At 56.5% G+C, this 14,201-nt stretch carries 6 protein-coding genes; 5 read left to right on the top strand and 1 reads right to left on the bottom strand.

Features of this window, described 5'->3' with window-relative positions; genetic code table 11:
• Positions 1-266 precede the first annotated feature (266 nt).
• From D5261_RS01860 to D5261_RS01845, 4 genes are all read left to right on the top strand, one after another.
• On the top strand, positions 267-6,797 hold the full coding sequence (locus tag D5261_RS01860) for a carboxypeptidase regulatory-like domain-containing protein (protein ID WP_119320256.1): 6,531 nt from the start codon (positions 267-269) through the stop codon (positions 6,795-6,797).
• Positions 6,798-6,918: 121 nt separating this feature from the next.
• Positions 6,919-8,937 (top strand): hypothetical protein, encoded by a 2,019-nt coding sequence (locus tag D5261_RS01855; protein ID WP_125205856.1) that lies wholly within the window; start codon positions 6,919-6,921, stop codon positions 8,935-8,937.
• Positions 8,938-9,015: 78 nt separating this feature from the next.
• Positions 9,016-9,915, top strand: coding sequence for a hypothetical protein (locus D5261_RS01850; RefSeq protein WP_119320254.1), 900 nt, complete (start codon positions 9,016-9,018; stop codon positions 9,913-9,915).
• Positions 9,916-9,988: 73 nt separating this feature from the next.
• On the top strand, positions 9,989-12,139 hold the full coding sequence (locus D5261_RS01845; RefSeq protein ID WP_125205855.1) for an Ig-like domain-containing protein: 2,151 nt from the start codon (positions 9,989-9,991) through the stop codon (positions 12,137-12,139).
• Positions 12,140-12,203: 64 nt separating this feature from the next.
• On the opposite strand, the gene D5261_RS01840 is transcribed toward D5261_RS01845, so the two are convergent.
• Positions 12,204-12,995, bottom strand: coding sequence for a hypothetical protein (locus tag D5261_RS01840; protein WP_125205854.1), 792 nt, complete (start codon positions 12,993-12,995; stop codon positions 12,204-12,206).
• A gap of 269 nt (positions 12,996-13,264) precedes the next feature.
• On the opposite strand from D5261_RS01840, the gene D5261_RS01835 reads away from it, so the two are divergent.
• Entirely contained in the window at positions 13,265-14,194 is a 930-nt protein-coding gene (locus D5261_RS01835; RefSeq protein ID WP_119320252.1) for a tetratricopeptide repeat protein, read from the top strand.
• Positions 14,195-14,201: the final 7 nt, after the last annotated feature.

Here is a 14,201-nt window from a genome sequence, read left to right as displayed (position 1 = left end):
GACATTCATTATGTTATAATTCGTAAGCCGGTTTTTCATGATTTTGAAGATCGCATTTGGTAGATCACACCGAGCGAAAGGCGATCCTAGGTTCGAATATTTCTAGCGACGGCCTTTCGCCACACATATCCCCAGTTGCAGACTAGTCCACGTCGTCATTTTAGTTGGAGAAACGGTTTGCGGCATCAGTTCCTTGGTCATACGCTCGCGTCACCGTTAAGCGTTCCCATGCATGCTAATGTACGCAACCACGGAGGTTGAACTCTTTGAACGCTCAGCGCCATCTGCGGATCGCCACCATCGCATCTATTTTCCTGTTCCTCGTGCTTGCGGGTTTCGCCCTGTTTGCGGGAACCACCACGTCCATCGCCGCTCGTGGCAATACGGGCAAGGCGCTGGCGTTCCAGACGCTGTTAGCCTCGGATAAGTCCAAACTGCTCGCCGCAAGCGCTCTCGCCGGCCATAACCCGCTGCGCGGCGCCGATGGGCGTTACTTGATGAGCCCGAGCCTTCTTCGTCCCAGGCACAACTATTCTCTGCGATCTCATGCGACACCGATTGTAGATCCCGTCGTTGGACCTGTGCAGACCTTTGATACCTTCGCTCCCGGAGATTCGTTCACGCCGGTAGACGGTGAAGTCCGCCAGGCGGCGAATTTTTTCCCCGTTTGGACCAACGATGAGCAGTATATCCTGTTTGCCTCGAATCGCGATCCCCAGAAAAATGACGGCAGTGTCGGCGCCGATCCTAAGATGTTCCACATCTGGGCCGTACCGGCCAACGGCGGCAAGCCCATCCAGATTACGAATAGCGCGGCGAACGCCAACGAAAATGGCGGCCTGCACGGCGAGCTTTACCCCGCGCTGAGCCCGGGCGACAATACTCAGCTTGCATTTACCTCAGACGCCAATTCCGTCAACTTCCAGCATCTTTACGTCATTCCCTTCCAGCCCAGCCAAACCGTTGTAAATGTCACAGGTCTGACTGGATTTAACAACGCCCTCACGCTGCGTCAAGACCAAGCGCTGGACTTCGATTATGTCGGCCGCCCGACGTGGGGCGGCGGCGGACAGATTGCTTTCGCCGCTCGCACGAATATTGGAACCTATCAGGGCCACATCCATATCTACATTCTCAATGTAGCGTCTCATGGTTATCTGAACTCTCCGTACCCGGCGAAGCTCACCAACGGGCCGGCGGACGACAATAACCCGACTTGGTCGCCGGATAGCCAGTATATCGCTTTCGATTCGACTGCGTCCGGAGTCACTCCGAACGGCTCCATTCAGCCTGGTGTTCCGCCGGGTAATGGAAATCCGGGAACGCTGGACGCCTCGCCGGTCCTGACGACTGCAGGCGGAACTCTGCACAACATCATTATGCTGCGCAGCAATGGCTCCATTCCGACGGCTCTCGTAGCCAGCAATGGCGTTATTACCACGCCCGGCAATGACGATGTGACGCCGTCCTGGAGTTCTGGCAATACGGACCCGTATTCCAATCCGCGCGGAGATACGGACTATTTGGCGTTCGCGAGAGGAGCGTCTCCCTCATCGCCGCATGACATCTACTATTTCCAGGCATCCACCGAGGTCTTTACCTCAGGAGTTGAGTCCGGCCCATCGAACACGCTGACAGTTGTCCCCGCGAATGCGGATACGCCGCTTCTGCAACTGAATTCTGGAAGCAATACCGCTGTAGGGACGTTCATTCCTGATACTCCGTTTGTATCTGCGAGTAGCGTTGGGGTTTATCCTGCGACTAATCCCGCCATTAATACTGCCGGGACGCCAAATCCTGCTCCTGCGGCGGTTTATCAAACATATCGTACGGCGACGGGCGCTAACCCGAACTTTACGTATACGCTCCTAACTCCTGCTCCGAACGCGACGTACCATATTCGTCTGCACTTCGCGGAGCCGACAGCGACTGGGCCTGGACAGCGAGTTTTCAATATCCTGATTAATGGCGCTCCGGTCCAGACTAATTATGATATCTTTAATCAGACTGGCGGCCTCGGCATCGCCACACAGTTAGACAACTCGTCGGTACAGTCGGATGCCAATGGTCTCATTACGGTTACATTTGAGAGCGTGACCGGCAATGCAATTGTCAACGGTTTAGAGCTTCTCTCAAGCGGCGGCACGGTTACCAGCATACCTCCATCCGCAAACGGAGCTCCAACAATTTCGGGAGTTCTAACGGGACAGGTTGTGACAATCAGCTGGGCTCCTGTTGCCGGCGCCAGTTCCTATAACATCTATCGCAAGGGACCGGCGGACACGACTTTCAAGCTATATCGAGTTCGATACAATAAGAACCCTGAGACATTTGTTGACGGACCTCTTATTCCTGGGTTTACCTATTCGTATTTTGTCACCTCGGTGAAGAGTGATTCGTCCACGACACAGGTTAACACCGAAGGTAGTGGCAGCCTCAACCACCTCAATACGCAATCTAGTGGTTCGTATTCGAATTACTATCCCGCGTGGTCGCCGTTCCGGTCCATTTACAGCATTGTTTACCAAAGCAATCGTTCGGTAACCTATAACCAGGCGGATGGCGCTCCCTCGGAAACAGACATCTCTCTGCCGCAGGGAAATGCGAATCCCGCGATTGGTTCTGGCTATGTCGGTTTGCTCCAATCTCAGGTTCTTGATGTCGATCCGCCAATTCTGCAACGGTTCAATGAGAAGGAGATTGTCCACATCAACGTCGGCAATCAACCCATTCTGCCGTCCGCAACGGATGAAACCGGCAGCGCCAAGCGTGATATTCCGACAAGCGCGAAGATCACTTTCACTGTCCGTATGTCTGATCGGGTTTCAGGGACAAGCAAAGTATTTATCCAGATCAAAGATCCGGATAGCAAATATCAAGATAAGTTGGGGCGCGAGCACAAACTATTTGCCCCTGATCCCGACACTTTCGACATTCCGAACAATCTGCCAAATCCCAAGCAGACCGCTGCGAATTACCTTTTTAACGCAAAAGGAGTTTACGATCAGATCGTTGGGGGACGGTTTATTGGAGATGATCGAAACGTCTACGGCTATCAGGTCTTCAACGGGGGGCGCTTTGATCAGCATGGCATGCTGGCTGGAAACGATGGGCAATTTAATATCTCCATCGGGACTTACCAGGGACCGGCAATGTCGGCGTATGTCACAAATGTGCAAACCCTGATCGATCTGTTCCAGGACGGCACGCCCGCCAAGCCACTCAAGGGCGGCGACCCTACTAAGTTCTATGCATATGGCGCTGAGTACGAGTGCGAATATCTAAATCCCACCGTTGCAACGCCTGGGAACAACTCTACCGACTATGGTACGCCATACTATGTCGCTGGTATTGATGACCGCAAGCCGTTTACGGGCGACGATGTTACGCTGGATAATCAAGGGAATCTTCTGCATGCGGATGATGGCGCCACGCGGGGCACGGGTGAATGGCTTCCTCTGACCCTCAGTCCTGTGCAGGACAATAAGGGCGGAAAGCTGTATTCAGGCACCTGGACATCTCCCGATTCCGTCAGTGATTACTATCTGGATGTTATCGCTTATAATGACGCCGTCTATCCTTTCTCTGGCAATGTGAACACGGATAGCTTCACCCATGGTAACTGGAGGATCTACGACAATGTCTGGGGATGCTCCAGCCAACCGCTTCCTTCCAACAAGGATATCCTGGTTGTTTCGGATAACATGCTTGGGCAAAAGTTTACGGGCACAAGCTTCGGAGGCCATCAAACGTTCTTCTCCAACCTCCGTCCTATTTACTACGGAGCGGAGTCATACGTCACGGACGTTGATGTTAACATCCTGCCGAACTGTAGCTATTACTGGGACAGCAAGCCGTCCGTCTATATCGCGCCGATGTTCATCTCTCCTTTGAATGGTCTTGGCGTCGATTCCTACTACGACGAAACGATTGATGATGGTGGACGCACACAGGAGCAATCGCCTGCGGGAACAATCAATGACCCCGTATTCTACCCTCTGGTGAAATCCCAGCAATACGCGATCTGGCGAACTCTCTGCCACGATCCAATCGACAGCTCGGTTCTCTCCATCTTTGGTCCGAACAAGACGCTGGAGCCGCAGCCTGCCATTGTCGACACCGCTCTTGGCCTGAATGCGCCTGCGACTTCCGTACCAGTCGCCACACGCTGTGTCCTCTGGTTCTCGCCCTTTACGAACGATCTATTCGTGGGCGATGGAACCCTAAGCGATCCTAATATTCAGGCTACTCTCTCGTCCTTTGTGGCCGGAGGCGGCCGCCTGCTGGTCTCGGGACAGGATGTTGTTTCGCAGAGTTCGAATTCCGCGAGTTCTAACTTCGTGTCGAACACGCTGAATGTTGCGTTGACCAACCCGGCCGGCGGTACCCCTGCTATGTCTGCCGGCGCCGACAATATCCTGGGCTTTGGGAATAGCTGGCTTTCCAATAGTTTGAGCAATTCGTTAAATTGGCGCACGGATGGCTCGCTGAACGAAATTACGACAAACCCAATTCCGTTCTTCCGCGGACTGGACAACACCTTCCAGCTCATAGAAGGGGCAATCGACACAGTATCGCCAAATACGCAGAACGGCGCTAAGACGGACTTAACATTCACCGGCGGCAAAGACGCTGGTATTGTCTACACGGAAAACCTTGCCAGCAACGGCAGCCGCGTAGTATACGCGTCATTTGGTCTGGAAAGTATCAGTCAAGAGGTCGTCAAGGTCGGTGATGGTATCGGCGATGACCCGCGCAAATATCATTTCGAGACGAAAAACTATCGCACCAATACGATCCATAACATCATTAGCTATCTGCGAACGGGATCGTTCACAGGATTTGTGCGAGAAGGAACCACAACAGGCACCGGTGTTGCCGGAGCAGTTGTATATGTCGTCCCGGTTGGTGGGCAACTAGGTTCGCGCGCCGCATATACGGCCCTGACGGGTTCCGCAGGCAACTTTGCGATCGATGGCGTGCCGCCGGGTGTCTATAAGATCTACGCCGCTAAGCATGGGTACAAGCGCTTCGAATTGCTGGCGACCGATACATTCACGGTGGAAGGAGACGTCAACGTTCCGGTGACGCTGCCGATCCAGACGGTGGATAAGGGATCGATTATCGGCAAGGTGACTGACTTCTACACAGGAAGTCCGGTCAGCGGCGCCTCGGTCGTCTTCACCGCCGCTGACGACTCCACGGTATCCTTTTCTGCATCTACCGATGCGAATGGAATTTACCGGATTACTAGCATACCGACCTTCGGCGAAGGACGTGTATTCAATGGAGTGGCGTCACTGAAACCAACCTATCCCGATTCCACGGCGCAGGCGGTGACAATCCTTCCCGGTCAGACCGTGGATGGAACGCTGGCCGCGGCGGACGCCAATGCGAAGAATGCGGACTTCGCTCTGAAGCCGACGCCAGGAACTGTGACAGGGCGCGTCTTCGATAATGCGACTAACGCCGGAATCGGCGGCGCGACCATTACCGTTGCGATCAATCAGATCCTCGTGCCTCAGACCGTGATCACCAAGGCGGACGGCACATACACAATCAGCCTGGGGCCGGGAACGTATACTCTTACCGCGAAAGCGCCGGGTTACGGTCAAAAGTCCCGTTTGGTTGCGGTTACCAGTGGAGGGACACTGTCTGGTCAGGACTTCGGTCTCGACAAGATCCCCCCGGGCTACGTTGGAGGATCTGTCATCAATGCGGCGACAGGTCAGCCGGTTCTCGGATTGTCCGTGCAGTTCTTCTCAACGGACACGAATACTCTGACAGCCACCTTCACTACGGGGGCGACCAAATCTCCCGTTGCGCCGGCCGGCGACGGGAAGCCGCTGAACTATGTCGGCTCGATTCCGGAAGGGACATACACCGTTGTCGCAACAGATCCAACGCTTGGACCGGCTGTGGCGGCGACCGGCACGATTACGGTGACGCGCAATGCGTTCACCCGCGCCGATCTTACGTTCAGTCTTGGGACATTGGGAGGATTAGTTAAGGCCGGTCCAAACAGCCCCGCGCTCAGCGGTGTGACGGTGACAATCACGACGGCGGCGGGCGGTGCGGTCGCGACCTTGACAACGGGCGCGATCACCTCTCCGGCGGCTCCTGCTGGCGATGGCTCCCCCATCAACTATCAGAAGTTCCTGCCGCCTGGCGATTATCTCGTGACCTTTAGCAAGAGCGGATATACAACGTCCGCCGCTCTGCCGGTCACGGTGACCTTGGGAGCATTCAAGCGCCAGGATTATATATTCCCGGTTGTGACGACGTTCCCCGCCGGACTGCAGATGATCTCGGCGCCGTATGACTACGGGAACTTCTCGCTGGATACGCTCTTCGGCACGGATCGCAGCAAGCTGGTCATTTGGCAGCCGCAATTGCTCCAGTATGTCGTGGATCCGACGCCGCCGGCGGATAGCCTGCATCTGGGTTACGGCTATTGGATTAAGCTGCCGCGAGCAACAGACATTTCGTTCAAGGGAACGGCGCCGACAACAACGACAGTCGATATCCCGCTGCACGCATTCTGGAACCAGATCGGCGTGCCGAGCACGACTGCGATTGACATTACGAAGCTGACCTTCCTGAACCCGGCGACGCCGACGCAGCATCTGTCGTACGCCGACGCCATCAGTACGAAATATAACGTCATTAGTCCGACGATCTATGGATACGATCCGGCCACTAACTCTTATGTCAAGGCGACAACGCTTCAGCCCTGGCACGGATACTGGATCAAGGCGTATATCGATACCACGGTGTACATCCCGACCGCGCCCTGATCGAAGAGCCGCAGGACGGCTCTTTAAGCAGGCGGGTTCTCCCGGGCTGGGCTCATCAAAAATGAGCCCAGCCGCCCCTTTTTGCTAACAATGGACCAAGTCTCAGGAGGACTCCGATAGAGTGAAACGATTGAAATTGCACTGGAGCGCCCGGCCCCTAAGCTGGCTCCTCTCAGTCGCCATGCTGATGCCGCTCATGGTGCTGCTGCTTGCAGCCGCGCCACGCGCCGAGGCGCAGGCTTCGGCGTCCCGCTCGGGACAACCCGCCTGGGCGGTTCTCGACTTTACCAACCGATCTGGCTACGGCGGCAACGACGTGGGGCGTCAGGCTTCGGACTCGTTCGTCGTTGAGCTTGGCAAATCCAACAAATACGATGTCTCCCCGCGACAGGATACGCTTGCGGGACTCGAGAACTTGGGCTTGACGCTGCCGCTCGATAAGATCGGCATGCAGAAGCTGGGACGTGACCGCAACGTCGACGCCGTCGTTTCCGGTGAAATCCTGACTGTGGCTTTCGACAACAAGCCGCGCCGCGCAACGGTTTCCGTTGTCGTTCGTGTTGTGGATACGGTCTCGGGCGAGCTGGTCAACGGCGCCGTCGCTCAGGGAGTCTCCACGCCGCGTCCGGTGGGAGCTGGCGATGACGATTCCCTGGTGAACCAGGCGATCGACAACGCCACCTTCACCGCCGTGCGCCAGATCACGTCGTTCAATCTGCCTAAGGCAACTGTTTTGAACAACGTCGACACCACAACGGTTCTCATCAATAAGGGATCGCGCGATGGTGTTTACGACGGCCTGAAGCTGCTTGTGACGCGCGCCGGCTCGGAAGTCGGCCGCATTCGCGTGACCTCGGTTGAACCCGATCAAAGCACCGCCGAAGTGACCGACCGTGGTCTGGGCATCCAGCCGCAGGACCGCGCGACGGCGATCTACGAGCTTCCCAGCTACTCGGTGCGCGCGGATCGTCTTGTCTCCGACAACTCCACCGCCTCCACCGCGAGCACGCCGAGCGGCAAGCGCAACTCATTCAGCGGCATCGGCGGCATCCTGGTCGCCATTCTAGTCGGCGCCCTCCTGCTCAGCCTCGTTAAGGGCGGCAGCAGCACCGGCTCCGGCGGCGGCGCCCACCTTGGCAGCGTGAAAGCTGTGCTGGTTCGAGCCAGTGACGCAGGAGTCTTTGGTCAGGCGCCCGTGGGTCTCGCCACCGCAAACACTACATACGTTCCTGTGGCGATTCATATTACAGCGAATCGTGGAAACATTGATGCGTCTCTGTTCCAGGAATATCATATTTACCGTCCAGACTGGACAAACTTAGCTACGACCATATTTGCCGGTGGTACGACGGGAGCAACCGTTCCTTTGGGCTTCGGACCAGTTCCGATTGACGCCGTAGCGGATGCATCGCCTCTCAACTATTACGACGACGGACGACTCAAAACCTATACCGCCAGCAAACCGGCGACCTCTGGCGGCATCGATTTGCGCACCTTTACATGCGGTATACCGACGGCGACCGACCCGCAATGTACGTCTGCCGGTATTCCCACTGCGCTGGTTGGCGTATCTTTCCGGTATTCCGTCGAAGGATTGTGGGATCAGACAATTACGACTACAGCCCCGACAGGAGCCACCACGGGCGGCACGACTGGGACGACCGGGTCGACGGGAACAACCACGGGAACGACGACTGCGACTCACTTCTATCTGACGCCGCAGCAGACAACGAACTCCGTGACTTATCTGCAGCCGCCTGTGCTCATCCAAGATGGGACAAATTTCACGGGCACAGCTCCGAACCGTGTGTTCGTCACGCTGAACTCTACTTATGGCGCAAGTGACTACATTCTCGAGATCTCAACAAGCGCTACGTTCGGCAGTAAGAAGACATATCGTCCCTACAATCCAGGCGCGATCAATATCTTCTCGGGAAGCCAGGTCAGCCCGCAATCTGGACTGCCTTTCAGCTTCTTCAATCCTTCGACAGGCTTGAATCTGCAGACGGAATTCCCGGGAGCTGCTCAGTTGTTCTACCGTGTGGGCGTTCGGGATGGACGGAATGGTACGGATAGTGATACCAATCCTTACCTATACACCGATCCGGTTGCGGTTCCGCAGTCGCTGGTGACGGGTTAATTATCGCCTGAATGCGCGACAAATGTCGTTGTCCGGCGCTGTTGCCAGCGCCGGACCTTTCCTAGAGGACGCAAATATATGTCAACTCATAAAGTCGCCATCGCCAAGCGCGGCGTGGCCCTGGGGCTGACGCTGACGCTGCTGGCGCCCCCGATGTCCGGCTTGATCCCGGCGGCCCGGGCGGCGGACAAAGCGCCCGCCAAAGCCGATCCCAAGGCGGCTCCCGCCGATTCTAACGCCGCGGAAGCTGTCAGCATCCGTAGCATCCTGCTGTTTCCGATCGCCAACAAGGCCGGAGCGTCGGCCGAAGGCATCAGCGCCAAGCTTGATGACGCCGTTCGGATGAAGCTTGAGACCGTGAACAAGTTCAAGATCACGCGCTTCAGCCGTCTGCTCCCGTCGGTGCAGCGCGGTCTTGACGACAAGGATCTTGTCGAGGACGATCTCAAGACCCCGTTCGCCGACGATGACAATGACAAGCCGCGCGCGGCCAAGATCTCGACGCGACTGGACACGGACGCCTACTTTATCGGGAACCTCGAATCTTATTCAGTGGACGCCGCCAATAAAAAAGTCGCCATCCAGGTCACCGGCAATCTGTACAATACACAGACCGGCTACGCTGTTAAGAACATTGGCCTCTCGGTGAACGCATCGCCGGCGCAGCCCAACGACCAGATCGATAAGGTCGTCGCCAGCGCGCTGGATGACGCCGCCAGCCAGATCGCCAGCAGCATCAATGGGCTTCCGGTGGAAACCGCAGCCCGGCCCGTCGTCGTTTCGAGCTCGCAGCGTGGTAAAGCCGGCGGCGCAACGCCCGTGCTTCTCGCGCTGGCGCTTGGCGCGGCGGTCTACTTCGCCTTCCATCATGGCTCGGATAACAACGGCTCGTCCAGCTCCACAGGGACGGGAACGGGGACCGGCACAGGAACGGGCACAGGCCCGTCGCAGCCCCCGTCGCCGCCGCTGAGCCCGTAGTCGATCTCGGATGCGGGCGCTCCAGCGCCCGCATCGCCTTTGCTTCAATCCTCTCCCCTTGTTGTGGAATCCTATGAAACATACAGTGCGCGGTAAGTCCAGGCGCAGCCGAATTTCAAAGGTTTTTCGAATTGCGGTCGGCTTCAGCGCCGTTGCGCTTTCCGTTCACTCCGCCTATGCCGGAGGCCGGACGAGCGTCAGTCTCACCGCGAACCCCAGTGTCATCATCGCCGATGGCAAAAGTACGACCACAATCGCCATCATGATCCGCGACGGCAATGGCGGGCTTGTTCCCGACGGCACGGAAGTCCACCTCGTCACATCGCAGGGCATCCTGGATAAGGAAACAGTCACTACCGTCTCCGGAGTCGCGCGCGCCGTCCTCACCAGCAGCGCCTCCGAATCGATGGCGACGGTCACGGCGACGTGCATCCTTGGGGGCGACTCCGGAGTTGGGAATGCAAACCTTCCGGTGGAGTTTACCGCCGATCGTACGCTGGCGTCCTCCGGGGGAGAATCCCGATGGATCCGCATCGACTGCGCGGAATACTTGGTTTACAGCGCCGACGGAAAGATCGTCGAAGCCGACGGGAAGCACGGCTCGGCGCATCTGCACTATCATGGCGTCACGATCAACGCCGACGCCATTCAAATCGATCTTCAGAGTCTCCAGCTGCTCGCGCGCAACGCCGTGATGACGCAGAATAAGCACACGCTGACGGCGGCGCAGCTGAAGTTTGACCTGAACTCCATGAGCGGCAAGGGCGTTGTGTCCGACGCCAAGCGTGGGCCGCACGAAGTCACCATTAGCGGTTTGGGTTTCGACACGGCCGACATACGTTCCGGGGACGCCGCCGTGGGCGCGCCGCCGCCCATTCCCGGCGGAGACGCCTCGGCGCCGGCTCCCGATGAATACGCATTTCTGGACCTGTCCCAAAGCCGCGTCGTGATCACCGCGCGCGCCATTGCCGTCGATCAGGGCTCACAGCTCCAGTTCCGGCGGGCATCGATCTATTCCGATGGCAAAAAAGTCCTTTCCGTCCCGTTCCATATGATGCCGCTGACGACGGATCAGCTCTTTGGCGAGCAGATCGTCGGCTACGGATCCCAGGGACTCTTCCTCAACGTCCCTTACTACTACAGTGTCAGCCCCACCAGCACCGGAACGATTTATCTGCGCAACTCAGCCATCGCCGGAGCTTCGCTGCAAACGAGCGTCCCAACCTACAGCGGTATCAACGGCAGTCGTCCCGGCGTCTCTCTGGACTTGCAGCAGACCTACAGCATGGGCGCTGGCGGCCAGGGCTCTTTGATCATGAACAGCCTGACGCGCTCGGACTGGGGCGCGCACTGGCAGCATACGCAGCAGATCGATTCCCTGACGAACAGCAACTTCTATATCGACTCGCCCGCCCACCGCAGCATCTTCGGCGCGTCGAACGTCAGCCATCGTTTCAAGGATTTTTCGCTCAACTTCAGCGCAAACGCCAATCAGGATCCGGGGCAGGATGGTTATTCGTCATCCGGAACCAGTCTGAACACTTACTTGCAGACCAACGCGCGCGAAATCGGCGCGACGGGAATCAACTTCGTTTCCACGGCGTCCTGGCAGTCCGGGCAGTCGAATTACACGATTCCGAACAGCTCGAAAGTGACCCAGTCGCTGGATACCGAGGGCCTGGATATGCGCTTTTACACGGCTCCGATCCATTTCGGCAAGGATACTTCGCTTTCCAACTCGCTGACGGTCGGCCAGACATGGAGCCGCGGCGCCTCGCAGACGTCGCCCACGCTGCTGGGCACGCTGGGCTTGCAGCGCGTCATGCCGATGCATGGCCGTCTCAATGTTAACTATACCTACCGCTACGACCCGCTGCTCAGCCATTACTCAGACTCCACGCTCGCGGGCCTTTACAATCAGGCCGCGTCGCAGCATCGCATGAACATCGGCTATAGCGCGACGCCGTCAAAGAAACTGCTGATGTCGTTCTCGACGAACCTTGGCTGGCCTCAGAACACCACCAATCTGTTCTCCACCGTCAGCTACAAGTACAACGACGATTGGCAGCTTGGTCTCTCCACGTTCTACAGCAAATACTTCACCGGCAGCTACAACGCCACCGAGCTTTCGCTCACCCGGCGCGTCTTCAACCGCTCGATCGTCTTCACCTACTCCACCGACACCCACAAAGTCCGCTTCGACTTCGGCGCGGGAACGTTCTAACATAAAAAACGCCATCACCTTGAGGTGATGGCGTTTCTAGTAATCTTAATATCTCTGGCCTAAATTACCACCATAACTCAAATCTACTGTTAGTCATTGGATAAGACTGTTGAGCGTAAGCAACGAAGTATAACTTCAGAGTATAGCCAGCTGGGATTGCAGGAACGCCGATCCAATTGTTCCAATAAGTCGTAGGTGCGGAAACCGGATCGATAACATTAGAAGCGCTGCCATCAGGGCGATAAATGACTACTTCCCATGTCGCTGGCGTCGAACACGATTCATCAAAATAGAGAGATGAGCCGTGGGTCGCGGTTAATGCACTACCAATGTAGCTTTTTACCAGTTTGTAATGGTTTCCGGATATCGGTCCTGGAGGAACAGCATCAGAGTAAACGGTGACTGGGCCATCGTTTGACCACCCTATATTTCCTGGTGGATTGGGTACTGAAGACAATCCTGGTGTTTGAGAAACTGAAGTAGAATTATAACCTGGAATTCCATTAATTGTTTGACTGACGACATACATATAGGAAACACCGTCTGTTAAATTTCCATCCGTGAAATAAGATTGTGTTGTCGATGCAATTGTGGTGTAGGACGTACCAGTCCAACGCTTTACAAAGAATTGAGCGCCTAAAGCTCCCTGCCAGGTTAGATATAGGTGCCCTGAACCCGCTTTAGAAACCGTGAGATTTGTGGGGGCTGGTGAAAGCGGAGGTCCTACTATACGGACGATTCGTGGAGACACAATGGTTCTATCATGTATCGCTCCAGCTGCGTTACCTGCGGTGGCGAGAGAAGATAGAGTGAGAGCGATAGAAGCAGATGATAAGAGGAGCAATGCTGGTTTCATAGTTCAACCTACTTTCTATGAAGTTAGTATTATAACTTCAATTATGCGGTTTTTTGTACGTTTAATTTGTGATTCTAAATCGCAATGTGCATTATTGCACTTTTACTACGTGTGAGTCAACGATTATGAAGATTTATTTTGGCTAGTTTATTGAGCTTTGATGAGGACTTGGGTCAGCTTTTGTTATACCAACCATTCTTGACACTCCCCGCGCCCCTATGCTATGATCAGGTTTACGTTGCGCGGACGGCGTCAGGAGGGCGGTCGCTATGTCCATGCTGGGACGACTGTTTGGATTCGGTCGGAATGAGCATTACGATAAGGGGATCCGGCTCTTCGATCAGGGGCTGTACGAAGAGGCGGTCGCGGAGCTGAACGAGGTCGTGAAGAAGGGCGCGCGGTCGGATGCGCTCACACAGCGATTGTCGTCGTTCTACATCGCCGAGGCTTACGCGAATCTCGGTACGACGGCGCTTCAGGGACGAGCTTATGAAAAGGCGCGCGAGTATCTGGGGCAGGCGCTCGCCATCAATCCGCACTATGCGGACCTCCACCACCACTACGGTTACGCCTGCCGCATGTCCGGCCACGGCGTCGAGGCGATCTCGGCGTTTGAAAACGCCTTGAAGATCAATCCCCGATTCGCGAAGGCCAGCCTAGGATTGGGCCTGGCGCTCTATGACGCCGGCCGTCCGCTGGAGGCGCTCGCCAGGGTCAAGGAAGCGGCGGGGCTGGACCGCGCCTACGAAACTCCCGAGTACGCGCAGGGAATCTCGGAACATAAGTCGGAGAACTTTGCGGCGGCTTTGGCCGAGTTCGAAAAAGTCGCGGAGCTGGATGTCGACGACATCGCCTTCCACGGCAAGCTCGGCGCCGATCTGTACCGGCGGGGAATGTACGAAGAAGCGGCGTCGGAGTTCCGCAAGGCGCTGGAGCTCAACGGCAACTACGCCGACCTGCGCAACCATCTCGGCGTGACGCTGAACGCGCAGCAGCTTTACGATGACGCCGTGCGCGAATTTGAAGAAGCGCTCACCATCAATCCTCGATACGTCGAAGCGCGCACGAATTTGGCGCTGACGCTCGAAGCCGCCGGCCGCCTCCCGGAAGCCAAGGCGGAGTTCCATCGGGTTCTGGAGATCGACCCCGCCAATACCGTGGCGCAGGGGCGTCTCAAAGAGATCGATTCCCAGCAGTAAGTTCTTA

It is taken from the genome of Capsulimonas corticalis, from assembly GCF_003574315.2.
GTDB classification, from domain to species: Bacteria; Armatimonadota; Armatimonadia; order Armatimonadales; family Capsulimonadaceae; genus Capsulimonas; species Capsulimonas corticalis.
Note: the sequence above shows the minus strand (reverse complement) of the source record. Positions and strands in the feature narration are given on the sequence as shown.

Coding starts and splice junctions, on each gene's coding strand:
- D5261_RS01835 (WP_119320252.1), top strand. CDS start 13,265: ATGTCCATGCTGGGACGACTGTTTGGATTCGGTCGGAATGAGCATTAC.
- D5261_RS01845 (WP_125205855.1), top strand. CDS start 9,989: ATGAAACATACAGTGCGCGGTAAGTCCAGGCGCAGCCGAATTTCAAAG.
- D5261_RS01840 (WP_125205854.1), bottom strand. CDS start 12,995: ATGAAACCAGCATTGCTCCTCTTATCATCTGCTTCTATCGCTCTCACT.
- D5261_RS01850 (WP_119320254.1), top strand. CDS start 9,016: ATGTCAACTCATAAAGTCGCCATCGCCAAGCGCGGCGTGGCCCTGGGG.